The sequence below is a fragment of the Flavobacterium limnophilum genome, from assembly GCF_027111315.2.
GTDB classification, from domain to species: Bacteria; Bacteroidota; Bacteroidia; order Flavobacteriales; family Flavobacteriaceae; genus Flavobacterium; species Flavobacterium limnophilum.
In genome coordinates, this window is record NZ_CP114289.2 from 3,064,552 (window position 1) to 3,086,544 (window position 21,993).

21 protein-coding genes are annotated in these 21,993 nt (G+C 37.8%); 11 read left to right on the top strand and 10 right to left on the bottom strand.

Features of this window, described 5'->3' with window-relative positions; translation table 11 throughout:
- Nucleotides 1–75: 75 nt before the first annotated feature.
- Complete coding sequence (locus OZP13_RS12980; RefSeq protein WP_269240536.1) at nt 76–789, bottom strand: pyridoxine 5'-phosphate synthase; 714 nt, start codon at nt 787–789, stop codon at nt 76–78.
- A 112-nt stretch (nt 790–901) separates the two neighbouring features.
- On the opposite strand from OZP13_RS12980, the gene OZP13_RS12985 reads away from it, so the two are divergent.
- The 8 genes from OZP13_RS12985 to murI all read left to right on the top strand — a co-directional run bounded on the left by OZP13_RS12985 (nt 902) and on the right by murI (nt 9,627).
- Nucleotides 902–1,561, top strand: coding sequence for a CBS domain-containing protein (locus tag OZP13_RS12985; protein WP_281297401.1), 660 nt, complete (start codon nt 902–904; stop codon nt 1,559–1,561).
- Nucleotides 1,562–1,573: 12 nt separating this feature from the next.
- Nucleotides 1,574–2,458: an NAD kinase gene (locus OZP13_RS12990; protein ID WP_281297402.1), complete on the top strand. Its 885-nt coding sequence runs from the start codon at nt 1,574–1,576 to the stop codon at nt 2,456–2,458.
- Between the two features lie 170 nt (nt 2,459–2,628).
- Nucleotides 2,629–3,303 (top strand): type IX secretion system protein PorG, encoded by a 675-nt coding sequence (gene porG / locus OZP13_RS12995; protein WP_269240537.1) that lies wholly within the window; start codon nt 2,629–2,631, stop codon nt 3,301–3,303.
- Between the two features lie 3 nt (nt 3,304–3,306).
- A complete protein-coding gene (gene uppS / locus OZP13_RS13000; protein ID WP_269240538.1) occupies nt 3,307–4,047 on the top strand; it encodes an undecaprenyl pyrophosphate synthase in 741 nt (246 codons plus the stop codon).
- A complete protein-coding gene (locus OZP13_RS13005) occupies nt 3,980–6,730 on the top strand; it encodes a BamA/OMP85 family outer membrane protein (RefSeq protein ID WP_281297403.1) in 2,751 nt (916 codons plus the stop codon). Before uppS ends, OZP13_RS13005 begins: the two co-directional genes overlap by 68 nt.
- 37 nt (nt 6,731–6,767) lie before the next feature.
- The gene (locus OZP13_RS13010) at nt 6,768–8,198 is read left to right on the top strand and encodes an OmpH/Skp family outer membrane protein (protein ID WP_349293475.1); all 1,431 of its coding nucleotides are present in this window, start codon (nt 6,768–6,770) and stop codon (nt 8,196–8,198) included.
- A gap of 32 nt (nt 8,199–8,230) precedes the next feature.
- Nucleotides 8,231–8,740 (top strand): OmpH/Skp family outer membrane protein, encoded by a 510-nt coding sequence (locus OZP13_RS13015; protein WP_281297404.1) that lies wholly within the window; start codon nt 8,231–8,233, stop codon nt 8,738–8,740.
- A 110-nt stretch (nt 8,741–8,850) separates the two neighbouring features.
- A complete protein-coding gene (gene murI / locus OZP13_RS13020; RefSeq protein WP_269240541.1) occupies nt 8,851–9,627 on the top strand; it encodes a glutamate racemase in 777 nt (258 codons plus the stop codon).
- 10 nt (nt 9,628–9,637) lie between these two features.
- Here murI and OZP13_RS13025 read toward each other — a convergent pair whose 3' ends face one another.
- Both OZP13_RS13025 and OZP13_RS13030 read right to left on the bottom strand, forming a co-directional pair.
- A complete protein-coding gene (locus tag OZP13_RS13025; RefSeq protein ID WP_281297405.1) occupies nt 9,638–10,156 on the bottom strand; it encodes a gamma carbonic anhydrase family protein in 519 nt (172 codons plus the stop codon).
- Nucleotides 10,157–10,180: 24 nt separating this feature from the next.
- Nucleotides 10,181–11,179, bottom strand: coding sequence for a PorP/SprF family type IX secretion system membrane protein (locus tag OZP13_RS13030; RefSeq protein WP_269240543.1), 999 nt, complete (start codon nt 11,177–11,179; stop codon nt 10,181–10,183).
- 164 nt (nt 11,180–11,343) lie between these two features.
- On the opposite strand from OZP13_RS13030, the gene OZP13_RS13035 reads away from it, so the two are divergent.
- The 3 genes from OZP13_RS13035 to OZP13_RS13045 all read left to right on the top strand — a co-directional run bounded on the left by OZP13_RS13035 (nt 11,344) and on the right by OZP13_RS13045 (nt 15,181).
- The gene (locus OZP13_RS13035; RefSeq protein WP_281297406.1) at nt 11,344–12,243 is read left to right on the top strand and encodes a NifU family protein; all 900 of its coding nucleotides are present in this window, start codon (nt 11,344–11,346) and stop codon (nt 12,241–12,243) included.
- A 69-nt stretch (nt 12,244–12,312) separates the two neighbouring features.
- The gene (locus tag OZP13_RS13040; protein ID WP_281297407.1) at nt 12,313–14,328 is read left to right on the top strand and encodes a thioredoxin domain-containing protein; all 2,016 of its coding nucleotides are present in this window, start codon (nt 12,313–12,315) and stop codon (nt 14,326–14,328) included.
- 28 nt (nt 14,329–14,356) lie between these two features.
- Nucleotides 14,357–15,181, top strand: a complete 825-nt coding sequence (locus OZP13_RS13045; RefSeq protein WP_269240545.1) for a mechanosensitive ion channel family protein — start codon at nt 14,357–14,359, stop codon at nt 15,179–15,181.
- Between the two features lie 268 nt (nt 15,182–15,449).
- On the opposite strand, the gene OZP13_RS13050 is transcribed toward OZP13_RS13045, so the two are convergent.
- The 7 genes from OZP13_RS13050 to OZP13_RS13080 form a co-directional block, all read right to left on the bottom strand.
- Nucleotides 15,450–15,752: a type II toxin-antitoxin system RelE/ParE family toxin gene (locus OZP13_RS13050; RefSeq protein ID WP_269240546.1), complete on the bottom strand. Its 303-nt coding sequence runs from the start codon at nt 15,750–15,752 to the stop codon at nt 15,450–15,452.
- Nucleotides 15,742–15,975 carry an addiction module protein gene (locus OZP13_RS13055; protein ID WP_269240547.1) on the bottom strand — a complete coding sequence of 78 codons (234 nt, stop codon included), beginning with the start codon at nt 15,973–15,975 and terminating at the stop codon, nt 15,742–15,744. The genes OZP13_RS13050 and OZP13_RS13055 overlap by 11 nt, the downstream gene beginning before the upstream one ends.
- Nucleotides 15,976–16,015: 40 nt before the next feature.
- Complete coding sequence (gene tsaB, locus OZP13_RS13060) at nt 16,016–16,684, bottom strand: tRNA (adenosine(37)-N6)-threonylcarbamoyltransferase complex dimerization subunit type 1 TsaB (RefSeq protein WP_281297408.1); 669 nt, start codon at nt 16,682–16,684, stop codon at nt 16,016–16,018.
- Nucleotides 16,685–16,833: 149 nt separating this feature from the next.
- Nucleotides 16,834–18,120, bottom strand: coding sequence for an efflux RND transporter periplasmic adaptor subunit (locus OZP13_RS13065; protein ID WP_281297409.1), 1,287 nt, complete (start codon nt 18,118–18,120; stop codon nt 16,834–16,836).
- Between the two features lie 6 nt (nt 18,121–18,126).
- A complete protein-coding gene (locus OZP13_RS13070; RefSeq protein WP_281297410.1) occupies nt 18,127–19,491 on the bottom strand; it encodes a TolC family protein in 1,365 nt (454 codons plus the stop codon).
- Nucleotides 19,492–19,571: 80 nt separating this feature from the next.
- Entirely contained in the window at nt 19,572–20,687 is a 1,116-nt protein-coding gene (locus OZP13_RS13075) for an efflux RND transporter periplasmic adaptor subunit (RefSeq protein WP_281297411.1), read from the bottom strand.
- Between the two features lie 40 nt (nt 20,688–20,727).
- The gene (locus tag OZP13_RS13080) at nt 20,728–21,993 is read right to left on the bottom strand and encodes an ABC transporter permease (RefSeq protein WP_281297412.1); all 1,266 of its coding nucleotides are present in this window, start codon (nt 21,991–21,993) and stop codon (nt 20,728–20,730) included.

The window sequence follows — 21,993 nt, forward strand, 5'->3', positions numbered from 1 at the left end:
ACTTTTTTAACCACAAATTCCACAAATTATCACAAATTTCAATTCGTGCAAATTAGTGGAATTCGTGTGTAACTTTTATTTTAATTTTTGCAAATACATATTGACCACATTGTCCAATCCGAGATAAATGGCTTCGGAAATGAGTGCGTGACCGATAGAAACTTCTAATAATCCGGGGATGTTTTGATGAAAAAACTGGATGTTGTCCAAACTCAAATCGTGACCGGCATTGATTCCCAATCCCAATTCATTGGCCAAAATTGCCGATTTCACATAAGGATCAATTCCGTTTTTATTTCCCAACCCGTATTGATGCGCAAAAGCTTCTGTGTATAATTCGATTCTTTCTGTTCCAATAATCTTGGCACCTTCGATCATTTCGAGAACGGGATCGACAAAAATGGAAGTCCTGATTCCGTTTCGTTGAAATTCTTGCACCATTTCAGTTAGAAAATCCTTGTTTTTGATCGTGTCCCAACCCGCATTTGAGGTTATCGCATCGACAGCATCGGGCACTAAAGTGACTTGCTCGGGTTTGATTTCGAGAACCAAATCGATGAAACTTTTTTCGGGATTTCCTTCGATATTATATTCGGTGTGAACTATCGATTTCAAATCGCGGGCGTCTTGATAACGAATGTGTCTTTCATCCGGCCTTGGATGAATGGTGATTCCTTGGGCTCCAAATTTCTGGATATCGGCAGCCACTTTTAACAAATCTGGAACATTTCCTCCACGAGCATTTCGCAAAGTAGCTATTTTGTTAATATTTACACTTAACTTTGTCATTGGAAAACTTTTTTGCGAGTATTTATTAAAAATTAGAATGCAAAAATACAAAGTAAAAGTAGCTGTTTTGTATAATTTTGATTATTTTGCAAGAAATATTTTGGATTGATTTATGACGGAAATAACAAACTATATAACCAATGATTTCAAAGCGATTGACAGCCACGACACTATAGCGGTTGTTCAAGAGTTTTTTGACGAATTAACTTTTTCCCATTTTCCTGTGGTTGAAGAAGAAATCTACATTGGCAGCATCTCGTCCAATGACATTGAAACCTTTGAAAACAACAAAAAAGTATTAGATTACAGGTATTCACTCGAAGGTTTTTTTGCAAGAAGCACCATGGTTTGGCTGGAGGTTTTGGAGGTTTTTGCAAAAAACAACACCAATTTAGTTCCCGTTTTGGACGAAAAAAACAAGTATATCGGCTATTATGAAATTGGTGACATTATGAGGTTTTTTAACGAAACACCCTTTTTAACCGAACAAGGAAAAATCATTGTCGTCAAAAAAAGAGAAGTTGATTATTCGTTAAGCCAAACTACCCAAATTGTCGAAAGCAACAATGGCAAATTACTTGGATTATTCATATCTGGAACCGACGCAGAAAACATAGAAGTCACCCTCAAAATAAGCATTGGCCCCATAAATGAAATCATCCAAACCTTCAGAAGATATGATTACGAAATTATTTCTGAACACAACGAAGACAATTACATCAACACATTAAAGGAGCGCTCCGATTATTTGGACAAATATCTTAATATCTAACAAACAAACTTGATGAAAGTAGCCATTTACGGGAAATACTATCTTAATAGCACCGAGCCCATAATAAAAGACATTTTTGTTTTTTTCCTCAACAACAATGTTGAAATGATTATTGAGGCTGAATTTTTAAAGATATTACACGAAAAAAAAATCATCCAAAAAGATTACAAGACTTTTTCTTCACATACCGAATTAAACAGCAGTTTTGATATGCTCATCAGCATTGGTGGTGACGGCACCATTTTAAGAGCCGCAGCATTAGTCCGAAATTCCGGCGTTCCCATTTTAGGAATAAATGCAGGAAGATTGGGTTTTTTGGCAACGGTGCAAAAAGAGAATATCGACGAGTTCATGCAATTTATCATTGACAAAAAATACACCATTTCCAAAAGGACTTTACTGAGTCTTACCTGCACTCCAACAAATGAAGCGATTGAAGAAATCAATTTTGCGATGAATGAAATTTCCGTTAGCCGAAAAGACACCACTTCGATGATAACGATAGAAACCTACTTGAACAACGAATTCTTGAATTCCTATTGGGCCGACGGTTTAATTATTGCCACTCCCACAGGATCTACAGGATATTCCATGAGTTGCGGCGGACCAATATTGACTCCCGATGTCAGAAGCTTTGTCATCACTCCAATTGCACCACATAATCTCAACGCAAGACCATTAGTGGTTCCAGACGAAACAGAAATTAGATTAAAAGTTTCCGGAAGGGAAGAAAACTATTTGGTTTCGCTGGATTCCAGGATTACATCCGTGAAAAACGAAACCAGATTGATCATCAAGAAAACCCCTTTTCAAATCAATATGGTAGAAATTCCAAAAGAGACTTTCTTGAAAACCCTGCGAACTAAATTATTCTGGGGTGAAGACCGAAGAAATTAAATCATTTTTTATCGTTCACTATACGATTAGCCTTATTTTACCCGTTTAAGTATTTCTGGATCAATAATTCACTTCTTTTTAGTGTCATTTTTTTAATAAAAAGCACATTTAATCCAAGGCGTATTGATTCGAGTCTATAATTATTATATTTGCACGCAATTTTTGATTAAATGTATAAACTATTTCAACTCCTGTCCTTATTGTTTTTTTTCACGATGAATGCCCAAATCCACGAGCTGGGTGTTTTTGCAGGCGGAAGCAACTATGTGGGCGATGTTGGACTTACCACCTATATTGCGCCAAACGAACCTGCCCTTGGAATTCTATACAAATGGAATAAAAGCCCGAGACATTCCTATCGATTTTCGTACACGCAATCCAAAATTTCCGGCGATGACCTTGATTCAAAAGAGCCAGGCAGAAATCAAAGAGGTTATCGTTTTGAAAATAGCATAAAAGAAGTATCTTTAGGCCTTGAATTTAATTTTTTCGACTTTAATTTACACGAAGTCAAAAGAAAAATCACCCCTTATGTATATTCTGGAATAAGTTATTTCAGGTATGACGAACTGTATGTTTCATCAGGAGAAACGCTAAAAGATTCAGGCACTGGCTCTTTCGCAATTCCGATGATTTTAGGAATAAAATCAAATGTTTCGCCTCGAATTGTAATAGGGTTGGAGGTTGGAGCCAGATATACATTTACGGATAATTTGGACGGAAGCAATCCCAAGGACGAAAATTTGTTAAAATTTGGAAATATTAATAATAATGACTGGTACGTTTTTTCAGGGCTAACACTAACCTATACCTTTGGAAACAAACCCTGTTATTGTGCAGAATAAAAAATGAATTTACTAGATAAAATAGACACCACCAATTTACCCAAACATCTAGCCATCATCATGGACGGCAATGGTCGTTGGGCAAAAAAACAAGGACTTTTACGCACTTTAGGCCACGAAAGCGGAACAAAATCCGTAAAGGAAAACATAAAAACTTGCGCTAAATTAGGCATAGAATTTCTTACCCTATATGCATTCTCCACCGAAAACTGGAACAGACCGAAAATAGAGGTTGAAACTTTGATGAAAATCTTGATTAGGGCACTAAAAAAAGAGCTCAAAACCCTTCAAGACAACAACATCAAATTAAACGCTATTGGCAATTTGGACAAATTACCAAAATCAGCCCAAAAAGAGCTTCTGGATGTTATTGACAAGACCAAAAACAACACTAGAATGACCTTGACATTGGCGTTGAGTTATGGTTCGAGAGAAGAAATCGTAAATGCTGTAAGAAACATTGCCGATAAAGTTAAAAATAATATAATTTCAATAGACTCTATTGACGATTCAATTATAAATGAGCATCTTTACACGCAAAATTTACCGGAGGTAGATTTATTAATACGAACAAGTGGAGAGCATAGAATAAGTAATTTTTTGCTATGGCAAATTGCCTATGCAGAATTATATTTTACTGATATATTATGGCCAGACTTTAAAGAACAAGATTTGTATGAGGCTATCATTAGTTATCAAAAAAGAGAGCGTAGATTTGGAAAAACAAGTGAACAAATTAAATAATTTTTTAGTGTTACAAAAAAGCATAAAGATAGTCCTTAGCCTTTTGATTTTTGGAAGTTTTTCTCAAATTAAAGCCCAAGAAAGAATCCCTTTTGATCAAGGAAAAACATACATTCTTGCCAAAGTTGACGTAGTTGGCAAAATAAGTTTCAACGCCAATACAGTGGTAACTTTTGCCGGACTTGAAAAAGGACAAGAAATTATCGTTCCCGGAGAACAAATAAGCAATGCGATAAAAAAATTAGGAAAATTAGGTCTCTTTGACGAGATCTCTTTTTATGTAAATAGAATTGAAAATGATAGTATTTTCCTTGATTTACACGTGGAAGAACTACCCAAATTAAATGAAGTCAAGATTGTTGGTGTTTCAAAAAGCAAGATTGAAGGTTTGATAAAAGACAATGGCCTTACCAAAACCAAAGTGGTCAATGAAAACTTGATTACGACCACCAAAAACTACATCGAAAACAAATACAAAAAAGACGGTTTCTTCAATACCAAGGTAACCATTAATACCGTTATAGACACAGCAGAAGTTAACATGGTTAACATGGTTGTAAAAATCGACAAAGGAGCAAAAGTAAAAATCAAGGACATTGATTTTGTTGGCAACAAGGAGTTGAAAGACGAAACCTTGCGTGCCGCTATGAAGGATACCAAGCGAAAAACATTGGTTAGCTTAAAAGCATCAAAATTCATCAAGGAAAAATACGAAGACGATTTAGAAAAAGTGATTGCTGCCTATAAAGAAAAAGGTTATCGAGACGCCAGAATCATCTCGGATTCCGTTGCTTACAACACCGATTTGAAAGCTTTGATGATCAAGATAAAAGTCGAAGAAGGCAACAAATACCGTTTTGGAAACATCAAATTCCTTGGAAATACAGTCTATTCAGATGAGGGACTTACTGGAATGCTCGGTATCAAAAAAGGAGACACTTATAATGGCGTACTTCTTGAGAAAAGAATTGCGGACAAATCAAAACCGGACGGCGAAGACATTACCAATTTATATCAAAACAACGGTTATTTGTTCTCTACCATCAATGCGGTGGAAACAAAAACAGCCAACGACTCCATCGACTTTGAAATTAGAATTACGGAAGGCCCTATTGCTTATTTCAACAAAATTACGGTTACCGGAAACGACAAGACCAATGACCACGTAATCTACAGGGAATTAAGAACCAAACCGGGAGAAAAATACAACAAAGAATTATTGATAAGAACCATTCGTGAAATTGGACAATTAGGATTTTTTGACCCAGAAACCATTGAGCCAAAATTCAAAAACGTGGATGCAGCCGCAGGAACAGTTGACATCGAATATCCGTTGACCGAAAAAGGAGCCAGCCAAATCGAGCTTCAAGGAGGTTATGGCGGTGGCGGTTTTATCGGAACCCTAGGATTGTCGTTCAACAATTTCTCGGCCAGAAATCTATTCAAGAAAGAAGCCTACAAACCACTTCCAATGGGAGACGGACAAAAAGTATCCTTGAGATTGCAAGCCAGTTCTTATTATAGAACTTATAGTGCTTCGTTTTCAGAACCTTGGTTTGGTAGACAAAAACCCGTGAATCTTACTACTTCTGTTTCTTACACAAGCCAGTTTTACAATAATTATCAAACCCAAAAAGTGGACAAAAGCAAGAGTTTCAACATCTTGACGTTGTCAGCCGGTATATACAAAAGACTTAGCGTTCCGGATGATTATTTTGGATTGTCACAAACCATCAGTTACCAACATTATGATTTGCACAATTACAATACTGGTTTGTTTACATTTGGTGATGGTGCCTCAAGAAACCTAGCTTACACTGTAGGATTCTCCAGAAGCAATAAAGGGGTCAACCCGATATTCCCGACTTATGGTGCAGAATTCAGTTTAACTGGTAAATTCACACTTCCTTACTCTTGGTTTAACGGAGTGGATTATGCAACACTTAGCGATCAGGCAGAATACAAATACCGCAACAATGGAGCGGCATATTCTGGTGTCGATGGCTACGAAATATCAACTGGTGAATACATCCAAAAAACAGCGACCGGTGGAGACATCGGAGTTGGATCGGATTATTCTACTGCAACCACGGATATTGGAAAAGTGGATCAAAAGAAATACAATTGGCTAGAATATTACAAAATAAAATTCAAAGCGGATTGGTACACCAAAGTTTATGGTAAATTAGTACTCCGATCTTTAGTGGAATACGGATTCCTGGGTGCCTACAATAAAGACAGAGGAATCATTCCTTTCGAAAGATACTTTTTGGGTGGAGACGGTATGGCCAATTATTCTATGGATGGCAGGGAAACAATTGCATTGAGAGGATATCCAAACAGTTCATTGACTCCTATAAATGATAAAGGAGAGCCTATTGGAGCCACTATTTACAACAAATATTCATTGGAATTGCGATATCCAATCACGTTGAAAGCAGCAGCATCTATTTATGCTCTTACATTCTTGGAGGCAGGTTCGTCATTTGACACGTTCAAAAATTACAATCCATTTGCATTAAGCCGTTCGGCAGGTGTTGGATTAAGGGTATTTATGCCGGCATTTGGATTATTGGGAATTGATTTTGGTTATGGTTTCGACGGATTGCCACAAGCAAACGGCACACTGGGATCAACACCAAATGGTTGGGAAACACATTTTATCATTGGGCAACAATTTTAAGAATTTGGTCTAATTTTTTTCTAATATTGTAAAAGTTATGAAAAAACAATTTTTAATTCTATTTTTAGTCCTGATTGTATCCAGTACATTCCAGGCACAAACCAGGGGAACAAAAGTGGGCTATATCGATATGGAATACATTTTGCAAAATGTACCCGATTACACTGAAGCCCAAAATCAATTAGAACAAAAAGCCCAAAAATGGAAGCAAGAAATTGAAGCCAAGAAAATTGAAATCAATAAACTGAAAGAAGCCTTAAAAGCCGAGAAAGCCTTGTTGACCAAAGGGCTAATTGAAGAAAGAATTTCAGAAATCACGTTTCTTGAAAATGAAACTTTGGATTATCAACAAAAAAGATTTGGACCTGACGGTGATTTGATGAGGCAAAAAGCAGGTTTGACAAAACCAATACAAGACCAAGTTTTCACTGCGGTACAAGACATTGCCGAAACAAAAAAATATGATTTCATATTTGACAAAACTTCCGATTTAACCATGCTTTTTGCAGCAAAAAGATTTGACATCAGCGACCAGATTATTCGCGTTTTGAATCGAACCGAAAAAAGAGAGCAGTTGACCAAAAAACAACTCAAAGAGGAAGAAGCAAAAGAAGCCAAAGAAGAGGCAATGGATGAAAATCCTGCGATTGCAGACAGACAAAAAGCATTGGATGCAAAAAAAGCAGCCCGAGACAAAGTTATTGCTGATCGAAAAGTACAACAAGAAGAACGAAAAGCACAAATTCTAGCCGACAGAGAAGCTAAGAAGACTGGAACATCACCAGCATCAAAATCAGCTACAGTGAGTCCCAATACTGGCAACACGGTAGACAAAGAAGCTTCAAAAACAGCTGCGGCAGAAGCAAAACAAAAAATAATGGACGAGAGAGCCGCTACTCTTGAAGCACGTAAAAAAGCGGTTGAGGACAACAAAAAGGCGCAAGAAGAAAAAAGAAAACAAATCTTGGCCGAAAGAGAAACCAAGAAAACAGGAGCAGTTACTCCAGAACCTTCAAGTACTGCTACTACAACTAATACTGACGCAGAAAAAGAAGCCGCAAAAACAGCAGCTGCCGAAGCAAAACAAAAACAAATAGATGCCAGGGCAAAAACTTTGGAAGACCGCAAAAAAGTAGCAGAAGAAAATAAAAAAGCACAAGAAGAAAAAAGAAAACAAGCACTGGAAGAAAAAGAAACCAAAAAAACTGGCACGGTTTCTGAAAGCACAACAAAAGAAGAGGTAAAAACAAAAGAAACTACTGCTGTTGAACCTACTAAAGAAACAACAAAATCCCCTACAGAAGAAGCCAAACAAAAGCAAATAGACGCAAGAGCAAAAGCATTGGAAGATCGCAAAAAGGTGATTGAAGACCGCAAAAAAGAATTGGAAGAAAAAAGAAAAAAAATACTCGAAGATAGAGAAGCGGCCAAAAAAGCGAATGAAGAAAAATTAAATACAACAAAATAAATACAAACAATAATTAATTAATATTTAAAACGATGAAACAAATCAAAACTTTACTAATTGCTGCAATACTAGTTTTAGGAGCCAGCCAGACTATTAATGCACAAGCAAAAACAGCCCATGTTGATGTAAGTGAAATTATGACAAAAATGCCTGCCATGCTTGACGCTCAAAAGCAACTTGAAACATTAAGCAAAACTTATGATGCTGAATACAAAAAAATGGTTGAAGAATTTCAAGCAAAATTGAAAAAATACGATGAAGAAGCTAATACTCCAGGAAAAGTAACTGATGCTGTAAATGCTGAACGTCAAAAAGAAGTTCAAGACATGCAAAAAAGAATCCAAGATTACGGACAAAACGCACAAAAAGAATTGCAAACCAAACAAGAAGAAATAACAAAACCAATCTACGAAAAAGTTAGACTTTCTATCCAAAAAGTAGGAAAAACAAAAGGTTTCCAATATGTTCTTGACGGAGCTACTCTTTTACTTGCTGACGGCCCAAACTTGACTGCTGACGTAAAAAAAGATTTAGGTTTCTAATAAACCGCATACAAATTAAAAAACCGCTCATCCAAAAATTGGAATTGAGCGGTTTTTTTTATATCTTCAATTTTTAGGATATTTAAAATCGAGCACTTAACTTTGTTTTTATGGAGAACAATAAACCTATTGGAATTTTTGACTCGGGAATTGGTGGAACTTCCATTTGGGCAGCCATTCATCAATTACTCCCCAACGAGAAAACCATTTATTTAGCCGACAGTAAAAATGCTCCTTATGGCCAGAAATCAAAAGCAGAGATTGTGGCTTTGAGCATAAAAAACACGGAGTTCTTGCTCAAAATGGATTGTAAATTGATCGTGGTTGCCTGCAATACCGCAACGACGAATGCCATCCAGGAATTGAGGGAAAAATACAGCATTCCATTTATTGGCATAGAACCCGCCATAAAACCGGCAGCCACCAATTCAAAAACACAAACCATAGGAATTCTGGCCACCCAAGGCACTTTAAACAGCGAGCTTTTCAATAAAACCACCGAAATGTATCGCGACACAAAAATAATCGAACAGGTAGGACACGGATTAGTGCAACTCATCGAAAGCGGAAATATCGATTCCCCCGAAATGACGCAATTGCTCCACTCCTATCTTGAACCAATGATTGAAGCGAACATTGATTATCTCGTTCTGGGTTGTAGTCATTATCCGTATTTGATTCCTCAAATTAAAAAAATACTTCCTGAACACATCCAGATTATCGATTCAGGTGAAGCTGTCGCCAAACAAACCCAAAACGTGCTAAAAGATAAAGTGGGATTTTCAACCAATGAAAAAAATGAACCAGTATTTTATACCAATTCCAACCCGAAAGTGCTTTCTGAAATTCTGGGAAACAAATATGAAATAATAGAAAAAAATTTCTAAAGAACTGTAGTTATTCTTCTTTTTTATACCAACTGGAATACATCACATAATTGTTTGCAATGCGTTCAATTTCACCAGCAAAATCCGATTGATTGATTTCCTTTACCTTCTTTGCGGGGACTCCTGCATAAATACTTCCAGACTCAACCACCGTGTTTTGGGTAACTACGGCTCCTGCTGCAATGATGGAATTGCTTTCGACAATACAATTATCCATGACAATGGCTCCCATTCCTATCAACACATTATCGTGAATCACGCAACCATGCACCATGGCATTGTGACCAATAGAAACATTGTTGCCAATTATTGTGGGATGTTTTTGATAAGTACAGTGAATAATGGCCCCGTCTTGAATATTTACTTTATTTCCAATGGTAATAAAATTGACATCTCCCCTGATTACCGTATTAAACCAAACGCTGCAAGAATGACCAAAAGTCACTTCGCCAACAATGGTTGCATTCTCGGCCACATAACAATCTTCGGGTATGTTGGGAGTTTTTCCGTTTACAGATTTTATCAGCATTTAAGAAATGTTTTATAAGTATTTCTAATTAATGGCAGGACATTTACATTCGTATTTTTCACGCTTGCAAAACAAATCGATTCCCAAAGTAATTTGATGGAAACCAGCCGAATCAAATTTCACGTCTCCGGTAAGATGCGAATACGTATAAGCAAACATAAATTTATTGTAATTTATTCCTATAATTGGTGTTATGTATTGCAACTTTTGAGAAGAAACTCCACTTCCGCTAAGGTATTCGGCACCGTCAAAACTTCTGCGATAAGACAAAGCGCCCCAAAGCCTTCCAAAATCAAAACTCTTGTAGGCTTTCATGTTAATGTCTATTGCTTTTTCCTTGGTTTTATCCACCAATTGGAATAGAATGGAAGGTTCCCATAATATCCTGTCCTTATCCCCAAAAACATAACCAGCACTAAATAAAAGTTTTCTCAAATTGTCACTTTCATATTCCGTATAAATATCCCTCCTTGTTTCAATGGCGTTTTTCACTGTTAAATGGGCGTAAAAATCCAAATAATTATAGGAAGCACCAATATCAAGATTAAAATAAGCGTCTTTTTGGACAATGGTTCCGTTAATAATCGGATCCCAATCTCCTGATTGCAAAAATTCGGTTTCATCGAGTTCGCTTTTGAAAAAATCGGCACTTACACCAAAAGACAATTGGTTCAAATCAATCTCGTCCCTTGAAAACATAAGATGATGCGCATAAGTCAACTTCATCCCTTTTTGCGAATGATATCCATTTTTATCATTAAAGAGAATAACACCCACACCAGATCTCTCGCCCACCCTGCCGTTGTAACTTACCGTTTGGAGCGCAGGAGCATCAGTTTGATCAAACCACTGTTTTCGAGCAGTGAGCCTAATTTTGTCACAGTTTGCCGCACCAGCCATCGAAGGATGAATTAAATAATAATTATCCGATAAATAATCCGAATAAACCGCAATTCCTTCTTGCGAAAAAGAATATAGGCTAACCAGAAAAAGTACTATGAAAAACTTGATTTTATGATACATTCAAAAAGTGTTATATTATGGTACTTGGACATCAATTTAACGACGTAAAGAAGGAATAAATATCCGATTTAAAACGCCATTAAAGTTAATTTATTCTTTAAAAAATCAAATATAGTTATTAGTAGAAAATAACTTCGTTAAATTTGTAAAAAATTAAAAGCATCATGTCAAAATTAACAATAAAAGAAACACAAAACCCAAGTATTTTAAAATTTGAATTCGAAGATTTTATTACCCAAAACGAAAGTTTCGAGTTCAAAAATATTGACGAAACCAAGAATTCTCCTTTGGCACAACAATTATTCTACTTGCCATTCGTGAAAACCGTTTATATTTCGGGGAATTTCATCGCAATCGAAAGATTCAGCATCGTGGATTGGGACGATGTAAAAGATGCCGTGGCAGAACAAATAGAATTGTTTGTGGCCAATGGCGGAACAATTATTACGCCATCAGAAAATAAAACACAAAAACAACCGATTACCGTTTATGGAGAAACCACTCCGAATCCGGCAGCCCTAAAATTTGTGGTAAGCAGAATGCTGACCAAAACCCCGGTTGAATTCAAAAATATAGACGAAACAGCTTCTTCTCCATTGGCACAAGAACTATTCAAATTTCCTTACGTAAAAGAAATTTTTATGGATGAAAATTACATTTCAGTGACCAAATACGAAATCAATGATTGGCAAGAAATCACCTTGGAACTGAGAACGTTCATCAAACAATATATCGAAAACGGAGGAACTGTCCTCGACGAAAGTTTGATTGTTGCCCACAAAGAGCTAGAAAACACCAAAACCGAAAACTTCGACAATCTGGATGTTACTTCACAGCAAATCATCAACATACTGGAAGAATATGTAAAACCTGCCGTTCAAGCCGATGGTGGAAATATTGCCTTCGAATCGTATGACGAAACAACCAAAACGGCAAAAGTGATCCTTCAAGGAGCTTGCAGCGGTTGTCCATCCTCGACATTCACGCTAAAAAGTGGTATCGAAAATATGTTGAAAAGCATGCTCAACGACGATGCCATAACAGTGGAAGCAGTAAATGCCTAATCATAGTATATTTAGTGTTCAGTAATCAGTTGCTGCAAACTGAACACCGATTACTGAACACAAAAATATATGAACCAACTTTCACAAGAAACCAGCCCGTATTTATTGCAACACGCCAATAATCCAGTGCATTGGAAAGCTTGGAACGAAAATTCATTGGCCGAAGCCAAAGAAAACAACAAGCTGATTATCATAAGCATCGGTTATTCGGCTTGTCATTGGTGTCACGTCATGGAACACGAAAGTTTCGAAGACCAAGAAGTCGCCGATGTTATGAATGCGCATTTTGTCAACATCAAAGTCGATCGTGAAGAACGACCGGATGTGGATGCGGTTTATATGAAAGCCATCCAAATCATGATTCGTCGCGGTGGTTGGCCGTTGAATGTGGTCACGCTTCCCGACGGAAGACCGGTTTGGGGCGGAACCTATTTCAGGAAAGAAGAATGGATGCAAACACTTGGTCAATTGCAGGAAATTTATCAATCCGCTCCCGAAAAAATGTTGGACTACGCCGAAAAACTGCATCAAGGCATTCAATCTGTCGGGATTACTCCAAACGAGAACAAGGAAACGTCCATTAATCAAGACCAAATTACTGCTTTGGTCGAAAAATGGGGAGAATATTTCGATTGGGATTTTGGCGGAATGGCGAGTGCTCCCAAATTCATGATGCCCAACAACTATCATTTTTTGATGCGTTTTGCCTACCAAAAAAAAGACAACCAACTACTTGAATTCGTAAACCTCACTTTGACCAGAATGGCTTTCGGAGGGATTTTCGACATTGTTGACGGAGCATTCTCCCGTTATTCGGTGGACAACAAATGGCACGTTCCCCATTTCGAAAAAATGCTGTACGACAACGGACAATTGGTTTCACTATACAGTGATGCCTACAAATTGACCGGAAATCCTTTGTACAAAGAAGTTATCGAAAAAACACTTTCTTTCGTCGAAAGAGAATTAATGAATACCGAAGGCGGTTTTTATTGCGCCCTCGATGCCGATAGTTTAAATGAGGAAAACCATCTGGAGGAAGGCGCTTTTTATGTTTGGAAAATTCCCGAATTAAAGACGATTATCGGCGACGATTTCGAGTTGTTCAGCCAAGTATTCAATATCAACACATTTGGATTGTGGGAAGACGGAAATTATGTCCTGATTCAAAATCAAAGCTTGGATGAAATTGCAAAACAGAATGCCATTGCAGTTTCCATATTGAAAAACAAGAAAAAAAATTGGGAGCAAAAATTATATATCGAAAGAGAGAAACGTTCCAAACCAAGATTGGACGACAAATGCCTGACTTCCTGGAACGCTATAATGCTCAAAGGATTTGTTGATGCCTACAAGGCTTTGGAAGAACCCAAATATTTAGAATTGGCTTTGCAAAATGCCAACTTCATCATCAAAAATCTTTGGTCGGGTGACGGGAATTTATTCCACAATTACAAAAACCAAAAAAGCACCATCAACGGCTATTTAGAAGATTACAGTTGGGTAATTTCCGCCTTTATCAGTCTGTATGAAGTGACTTTCGACGAAAAATGGCTGCGTGATGCCAAAAAATTGACGGATTATAGTCTGGAGCATTTTTATGACCCGAAAACGGGATTTTTCGCCTTTACTTCCAATCTGGATGAAGCCCTGATCACCTCACATTACGAAACCGAAGACAACGTGATTCCGGCCTCCAATTCGGTGATGGGGAAAAACTTGTTCCAGCTGGGACTTTATTTTGAAAATTCGTATTACGAAAAAGTGGCACAACGAATGTTGCAAAATATTTTTCCAACCATTAGCTATCCATCAGCTTATTCCAATTGGCTGGATTTGGCATTGAATTATTCCGAGCAAAACAAGGAATTGGCGATTTGTGGCGAAACGGCATTGGAATACTGCAGCAAGATAAACGGCCTGTATCTTCCAAATGTAATTCTTGCGGGCACGGAAAAAGTTTCGAATCTACCTTTCTTCAAAGATCGATTTGTTGCTGGTCAAACCCTTTTTTACGTTTGCCAAAACAAGACTTGTCAAGCACCAAGCCATGATTTCCAGAAAATAGTTTCTGATTTAATTTAAAACAACATTTATTTTTTATTCCATTAAAATGACACTCAATACCGAAAACGTTACCAATTACGCCGAAACTTTCCTCAAAGTTTTAATCGATTATTCACCAAAACTAATTTCCGCCTTCCTGATTCTGTTTGTGGGAATTTATGCAATCCGAATCATCAGCAGGCTCATCCGAAAAATAATGGTAAAAAGGGAATTAGACCCCACTTTGACCAACTTTCTTTCCGACTTTTTCCTTTGGGCTTTGAGAGTGTTGTTGTTCGTGACTTTCATTTCAAAATTGGGAATCGAAACCTCTTCATTTGTAGCTATTCTGGGTGCAATGGGACTTGCCGTGGGTTTGTCGCTTCAAGGTTCGCTGTCTAATTTTGCGGGAGGAATGTTAATCATTTTGTTCAAACCGTTCAAAGTGGGTGACACCATCGAGGCAATGGGAGTTTCAGGAACCGTAAGCGAAATCCAAATATTCGTGACCAAATTAATCAATGGCAACAACCAAACTATTTTTGTCCCAAACGGTTCGTTGTCGAACGGAACGATTATCAATTATTCCTTGCAAGGATTTCGAAGAGCCGATTTGACACTTTCAATTTCTTACGACACCGACATAAAAAAAGCCAAAGACCTCATTACCGAAGTTTTGAACAAAAACCCAAAAGTATTGAAAACGCCCGAAGCCGAAGTTTCCGTAAAGCTTTTGACTGACAGCTCGATTCAACTGGCCGTAAGACCTTGGGCAAACAATGCCGATTTTGGAGCTGTTAGTTCGGATACTTTGGAAAGTTGTAAAATAGCTTTTGATGCAGCTGGAATCGTGATTCAACCTTTTTTGAAAGAGGTTTCGAGGAATAGCTAAACAATTTCCTTTAAGTACTTTCAATTTGAACTACTCCATTTGTCACGTTGGAAGCGTCCCAGAGCACGAGAGCAAGAAAATCTAGACGCTTCCAGCGTGACAATAGCAAGAATAAATCAACTTTAACTACAACTCTTTTTGACAACAAAACCATCGACATCCGCGTATGTCGATAGTTTTGCTATGTCTTTTAAAACCCAGAACACCTCTTCTTCAAACAAACGAAACAATGCATAAAAAAACCGAGCATTGCTCGGCTATTGGCGAATTATAATCGTTTTGTCCATTTGTCAGGATTTATCGAGGTGTGAAATACTCCTAAAATCCATAACGTGTTTTCTTCTTTTAGAAAACGGAAATGAACTGTGTATGGAAATGTTTTAACAACTGCTATTTGAACATCTTGATACCTTACTTGAATCTTTTCAGGATTTTCAGCGATGTAATTTATTTTTTCTTTTACCTCTTTTAAAAACCTAAGCCCTAACCCTTTTTGAGCTTGATTGTACCAATTTACGGATTCTAAAATATCTTCTTTGACAAAAATAGCGTACTTAATTTTAGCTCGCATCTTCTATGTCTTTCCAAAATTGCTCTTCATCAATTAACAACTCGGGATTTTGTTTAATAGCTGCTACTCGCTCCAAAACAATATCTTTTTGCCATTGCGGAATATCATCTTCTATCTCCGAAGGCAAAATAATTACTTCAACACGACTGGCGGTAAAACCCTCGGGAAGCACAACTTGAAATGAGTTGTTTTTTACTTCTATAAATTGTCGGATAGCGTTCATAATAAAGGATTTAAAAATTATTTAAAACAAAGATAAACAATTATTTCTTCGAACTGGTAATCATAAAATCCTTCAAATAATAAGGTTCAAAATAAGCGACATCCACGGTGTGGTTTTTTTTGTATTTTTCGAAACTCAGCAAGCTCATTTCTTTTGCAGATGGGTATTTAATTTCTTCCAAGAAAATGAAGTTTTCCTTAGTTAAAACCGGTTTGCATTTCTCGGCACAATCACCCACAAAGTAAAGAGTTTCCTTTAAATCTTCAAAAGAGTTTTCGGTGATGATTTCGGCTTGAACAGTTCTTTTGTTTTCGAAATTTGGAGTAAAAATGGCACTGTACACTTCCATTCTTCGGGCATCGAGCATCGGAATTATCAATCCATTGGAAACCTTGGCTTGCGACGCCAAAACTTGCAATGTATCCACGGCAATCAAGGGAACACCCAAGGCGTAACACAATCCTTTGGCGGCAGAAACACCGATGCGCAATCCTGTGTAAGAACCCGGCCCTTGACTCACGGCAATCGCCGATATATCTTGAAAAGTGAGACCTGCTTCCTTGATGATTTCTTCCATAAAAACGTGCAAACGTTCAGCGTGGGAATAACCTTCTTCAGCAATTTCTTTGCATAAAATTGTTTTTCCTTCCTTTGCCAAGGCAACGGAACAATTCTTGGTAGCGGTTTCGATGTTTAAAATATAAGACAAAATGAATCTTGGATTAGGATTTGAATTCTACGATTTTTACTCTCCAAATTATCATTCCGAAAAAGGAGGAATCCCGCAATGAGATTCCTCCTTCGTCAAATGACAAGCTCGTTCATAATTTCTGCAAAGTTATAAATTACAAATAACTATTACTTCTTATCTTCCGTTTTTTCCAACGTTACTTTATCGCCGGAATTCAAATCCTTTGAAACCGTTGAATAAGGTCCGGTGATGACTACGTCTCCTTTTTTGAGCCCGGAAAGCACTTCGATATTGGTATCGTCTTGAATTCCTGTTTTGATGACGCGAATTTTGGCTTTATCGCCCACTTTCACAAAAACACATTCCAGTTTCTTTTCGCTTTTGGGCGCTACTTTTTTCTCGTTCTCATCTTCCACTTTAAATCCTTTTACGGCTGTCGTGTCTGATTTTACGACTACAGAACTAATTGGCACGGCCAAAACATTCGCTCTAGTTTTGGTAATGATGTCAACAGTCGCCGTCATTCCCGGTCTGAAAGGAGAATAAGTTGCTGGTTTTCCCTCCAATAAATCTTGGTAGGATTCTTTCAAGATTCTAACTTTTACCTTGAAATTAGTCACTTGATCGGCCGATAAAGTCGAACTCGCCGAATTGGAAATACTGGTGACAATTCCTTTGAATTGCTTTTTCAAATAAGCATCCACTTCGACTTTGGCTTCGTTACCCACTTTTATTTTTACGATGTCGTTTTCATTCACGTCGACTTCCACTTCCATATTATTGAGGTTGGCCACACGAAGAATTTCGGTTCCCGCCATTTGTTGGGTTCCCAAAACTCTTTCTCCCAATTCCACGTTAAGTACCGAAATGGTTCCATCGGCAGGCGCATAAATGGTGGTTCTCCCCAGATTGTCCTTGGCCTCATTTACGGTCGCCGAAGCGCTTTGGACATTGAAATAAGCGGATTGTTTGTTGGCTTTGGCCACTTCAAAAGAAGCTACCGATTTGTCCCAATCCGACTTGGAAATAATTCCTTTTTCGAACAAGGTTTTGTTTCTGTCGTAATTAGCCTTGGCTTCCTTGAAAGAAGCATCGGCTTGGCTCAAATTTGCCTTGGTTCCCGATAAATTGGAAAGCGTACGATTGTATCCCGAAGTGTATAAATCAGGATTTATCTTTACCAATAAATCGCCTTTTTTGACGACTTGCCCTTCTATCACGTTCAAAGCGATAATTTCTCCTGAAACTTCAGAGGAAATTTTCACTTCAATTTCGGGTTGGATTTTTCCGGTTGCCGAAACCGTTTCCACGATTGTTGTATTGGCAACATTGGCAATTTCCACCGATTTTCCTTTGTCTTTGTTTCCAATGACACCCGTTTTGGAAAGGACAATTAATAATCCAATGATTGCAACGGCGACTCCAATTAAAATATAAATAGTTTTTTTAGACATGATGAATTAGATTTTTATGATTGGAATTCCAAAATAGAATTCCAGTATTTTTATTTTGAAAATGTAGTCGTATTTGGTTCTCAACACTTCAGATTGGGCAACGGAAAGCAAGGTTTGCGACTGGTTGAAATCGAAAGAGTTCATCATTCCCACGGCGTATTTTTCTTTGGCGTAATTGTAGGCTTCTTGTCTGGCGTCCAAAGCAGACAGGGCAGATTCATAAGCATTCAAACCGCCTTTGGCATCTGTAAAAGCCGTATAAACATTTCTTTGCAAGGCTAATTCTTCTTGTTCGACCGCAATTTTCGATTTTTCCAAATTCACTTTGGAACGCTCCACATTGTTCCTCGCAGAAAATCCATTGAAGATTGGAATCGACAATTGTGCACCAAAAGCCTGTCCTTTGTTGTCGGTAAATTGATCTCCAAAAGACGCTGCGGGATGAGCTACAGCTACTCCATTTACAAAAGTATAAGTGTCCGCATATGAAATTCTGGTGTTGAAATTGTAAAAGCCCTGCAATGTTGGTTGATAACCTCCTTTGGCAATGGCCACGTTTTTTTCGGCAATTTCCAGATTGGTTTTAGCAATTTTCAATTCGGTTCTTTCCTCTTTTGCTTTGTCGTAAATAGCAATTGGAGTTTGAGCCAAAATGTTGTTCTCGTCTTTGACCGAAGTATCATCTGTCACGTCAAAATCATAAAACTCTTTTAATTGTAGCAATTGGGCCAAAGATAATTTTGAAATCAACAAGGCATTTTCGGCTGCGATGACTCTTTGATTGTCTGAAGCAACGGTTGCTTTTATATCCAACAAATCACCTCTTGGAACGGAACCTGCTTTCACCAATTCTTCGGAACGAGCCAATTGTTTTTCGTTGATGGCTTTTTGCTCCTGTTGCACTTTCAAATTTTCTTTGTTAAAAAGCACTTGCAAGAAGGCATTGGCAACGTTTAAAGCCACATCTTCCTGCATTTTGGTCAATTGATACTTTGCGGCAAGAATGGAAAGATTCGCTTTTCGAAGGGTATTTTGATTCTGCATCCCTTTGTAAATATCAACGCCAAGCCCAGCTCCAATTGAGGAATATTGGGTAGTTTGATTTCGCAAAAGTCCAGTGGTTGGATCTTGGTTTAAACCCACGTTCCAGGAGTGGGAAGCATTGGAATTCAAGGAAGGGATAAAATTTCCGATGGCTCCTTTTTTGTCAATGTCAGCCGTTTTGGTGTCCAGTTCGGTCTGCTTGATGGAAATATTGTTGTCAATGGCATATTTTACGCATTCTTCTAAAGTCCATTTTTTAGTTTGTGCCTGAATCGACAAACCAAACAGCAGGATAAATAGGAGTGGGAAACAATTAATTTTTTTCATATATTTTGAATGAAAGCGTAGCAAAGATACTACACATATTTAACATTTATTTTAAAACTGAAATTCTTTTCGGGATAAACTTATGGTTTTGGCTCTTCTGTTTTCAAGCCTTGATTCCACACTTTTATTTTGTCTGAAGCCTTGATTCCGCTTTTGATTTCCACATAAATTCCGTCGCTTACGCCAAGAACAAGATCTTTCCTGACGAATTTTTGACTTGTGGTTTCCACTTCCACGTAAGGCTTTTGGGTCTTTCCGTCAAATTGTATCAACGATTCTTTTATGGCCATCACTTTATCGGCTTTTTCCAAAATAATCGAGGCATTGGCACTCAATCCTGCACGGATAAAAGTATCGTCCCTATTGGTTAGCGAAGCTTTTATTTCAAATTGAATGGCGCCGTTTTCAGTTTTTCCTTTTGGAGCTATATAGGTTAAAACGGCATCAAATTTTTTGTTTTCAATGGCTCCAACCGTGATTTCGATTGGCAAGTTTTCTTTAATTTTCCCCACTTCGGATTCGTCAATTTTTCCAACGAAAATCATTCGACCCACGTCGGCAACACTGGCAATGGTGGTTCCTTCGTTGAAATTATTACTTTCAATAACCTGGTTACCGACTTTTACCGGAACGTCAAGCACCATTCCATTTACCGTCGAACGAATTAAAGTGTTGGCATAACTTCCAAGACCGGAAGTGGTACCTGTTTTCACGATATCGTAGCCTTGTTTGGAAGCCGCATAATTTTGTTTGGCTTGTTTGTAGGCCAATTGTGCCGCATCAAAATCATTGGCAGAAATCACGCCTTTGTCGAACAAGGTTTTTTGTCTTTGGAACAATTTCTCTTGGTTGTCCAAGTTAATCTTGGCCGTTTGCACCTGATTTTGAGTATTGCTCAAATTCGAAACATTGGCCACTACTTTTATTTTGGCAATCAAATCTCCCGCCTTGATGGTTTCGCCGGCCTTGATGTACACAGCTTCGATAATTCCGGAAATATTGGGCTTGATCAATACTTCTTCGTCCGGAACAATATTACCGGTAGCTATGGTATTTTTGACAATTGTTTTAATTTCCGTTTTTTCCGTTACAAAAACAACTGGCGGTTCCTGATTTTTGGCATACAAATAATACAAGGCTCCGAAAAAAATCAGTGCTATAAAAACTAAAATTGTTATGGTTACTCCTTTTTTCATTTTGATCTTTGTTTAATTCGATTATAATTGATTGATATTTTTATTCTGTTCGTAATGCGTCAACTGGTTTCACTTTTATGGCCGTTTGGGCAGGAATAAATCCTGCCAATAATCCCGAGCCAACTAATATGATTAAGGCAAAAAACACCACCGACAAATCAACGCTTGGATTGGCAAACATCATGTCTTCACTGGGCATGGAATCTAAAACCTTGTTGAGTAGAGCCAAAATTCCCGTTGCCGTTGCAATGCCCAACATTCCTGCAGTGATGGTCAAAAAGATGGATTCCAACAATATTTGCGATCGAATGGCTCCGGGAGTTGCTCCCAAAGCTCTTCGGATTCCGATTTCCTTGGTTCTTTCCTTTACAACTATCAACATAATGTTTGAAATTCCTATTACTCCAGAAATCAAGACCAATGTTCCTACAAAATAAGCGATGAATTTAAGGATGGAAAACAAGTCTTGCACTTTGCTGAATTCTTCAAACAAGTCAAACTTTCCAATCGCTCTTTCATCTTGGGGATGAATGGAATGTCTGGCTTTCATAAAATCCAAGATCTTTGGTTTTAGCTTCGTGATAGACGCATCGTCATTTGCCGTAAGAGCCATCCAACCTACGGTGTCGCCATAATTGAAAGCCTGCTGAAAAGTGGTAAACGGGACAAAAATATTTTTCTGGGCCGACTCTGCATTGCCGTTATTTCTGGATTTTGAATTGTAAACCCCAACCACCATAAAATTTACCCCGTTGACTTTGACATACGTTCCAAGTACCTCTTCATTCACGGCATACAACTCCTTGATTACACCTTGACCAATAACGGCAACCTTTCGCTTCAACAGAATGTCTTGTTGATTTACAAATCGCCCTTTTGTAATATCCATTGATTCCTGTTTTATCAATTCTGGATAATCGCCATAAATGGTGTATGCAGCGGTTTTAGTGCCTCGAATAACATTATTTGCTCCTTCATAACCGCCCAATTGATTGCGGGGAGAAACATACAATAAGTCTGGGAAATTTTGCTTCAAAGCATCGACATCACTGTTTTTGAAGTCAAATTGTCGGGTTTGCGGTAGTCCTTTATACGGTTTTGAAGTGGTTTGGGTCCACATAAACATGGTGTTGGTCGCTATGCCGGAAAAGCCTTTTTTAACTCCATTTTCCAACCCGTTTCCTGCGGCAAGAAGGATAACCAATATAAAAATTCCCCAAAACACTCCAAAAGCGGTCAATATCGTCCTGAAGGTATTGGCGGTAAGCGCCTCTAAGATTTCGTTCCAATTGTCTCTATCAAACAT

Excerpts from the sequence above, each read along its gene's own strand:
- OZP13_RS12985 (WP_281297401.1), top strand. The coding sequence starts at position 902 with ATGACGGAAATAACAAACTATATAACCAATGATTTCAAAGCGATTGAC.
- uppS (WP_269240538.1), top strand. The coding sequence starts at position 3,307 with ATGAATTTACTAGATAAAATAGACACCACCAATTTACCCAAACATCTA.
- OZP13_RS13015 (WP_281297404.1), top strand. The coding sequence starts at position 8,231 with ATGAAACAAATCAAAACTTTACTAATTGCTGCAATACTAGTTTTAGGA.
- murI (WP_269240541.1), top strand. The coding sequence starts at position 8,851 with ATGGAGAACAATAAACCTATTGGAATTTTTGACTCGGGAATTGGTGGA.
- OZP13_RS13045 (WP_269240545.1), top strand. The coding sequence starts at position 14,357 with ATGACACTCAATACCGAAAACGTTACCAATTACGCCGAAACTTTCCTC.
- porG (WP_269240537.1), top strand. The coding sequence starts at position 2,629 with ATGTATAAACTATTTCAACTCCTGTCCTTATTGTTTTTTTTCACGATG.
- OZP13_RS13075 (WP_281297411.1), bottom strand. The coding sequence starts at position 20,687 with ATGAAAAAAGGAGTAACCATAACAATTTTAGTTTTTATAGCACTGATT.
- OZP13_RS12980 (WP_269240536.1), bottom strand. The coding sequence starts at position 789 with ATGACAAAGTTAAGTGTAAATATTAACAAAATAGCTACTTTGCGAAAT.
- OZP13_RS13070 (WP_281297410.1), bottom strand. The coding sequence starts at position 19,491 with ATGAAAAAAATTAATTGTTTCCCACTCCTATTTATCCTGCTGTTTGGT.
- OZP13_RS13035 (WP_281297406.1), top strand. The coding sequence starts at position 11,344 with ATGTCAAAATTAACAATAAAAGAAACACAAAACCCAAGTATTTTAAAA.
- OZP13_RS13040 (WP_281297407.1), top strand. The coding sequence starts at position 12,313 with ATGAACCAACTTTCACAAGAAACCAGCCCGTATTTATTGCAACACGCC.
- OZP13_RS13080 (WP_281297412.1), bottom strand. The coding sequence starts at position 21,993 with ATGTTTGATAGAGACAATTGGAACGAAATCTTAGAGGCGCTTACCGCC.
- OZP13_RS13005 (WP_281297403.1), top strand. The coding sequence starts at position 3,980 with ATGAGGCTATCATTAGTTATCAAAAAAGAGAGCGTAGATTTGGAAAAA.
- OZP13_RS13055 (WP_269240547.1), bottom strand. The coding sequence starts at position 15,975 with ATGAACGCTATCCGACAATTTATAGAAGTAAAAAACAACTCATTTCAA.
- OZP13_RS13010 (WP_349293475.1), top strand. The coding sequence starts at position 6,768 with ATGAAAAAACAATTTTTAATTCTATTTTTAGTCCTGATTGTATCCAGT.
- OZP13_RS13050 (WP_269240546.1), bottom strand. The coding sequence starts at position 15,752 with ATGCGAGCTAAAATTAAGTACGCTATTTTTGTCAAAGAAGATATTTTA.
- OZP13_RS12990 (WP_281297402.1), top strand. The coding sequence starts at position 1,574 with ATGAAAGTAGCCATTTACGGGAAATACTATCTTAATAGCACCGAGCCC.
- OZP13_RS13065 (WP_281297409.1), bottom strand. The coding sequence starts at position 18,120 with ATGTCTAAAAAAACTATTTATATTTTAATTGGAGTCGCCGTTGCAATC.
- OZP13_RS13030 (WP_269240543.1), bottom strand. The coding sequence starts at position 11,179 with ATGTATCATAAAATCAAGTTTTTCATAGTACTTTTTCTGGTTAGCCTA.
- OZP13_RS13025 (WP_281297405.1), bottom strand. The coding sequence starts at position 10,156 with ATGCTGATAAAATCTGTAAACGGAAAAACTCCCAACATACCCGAAGAT.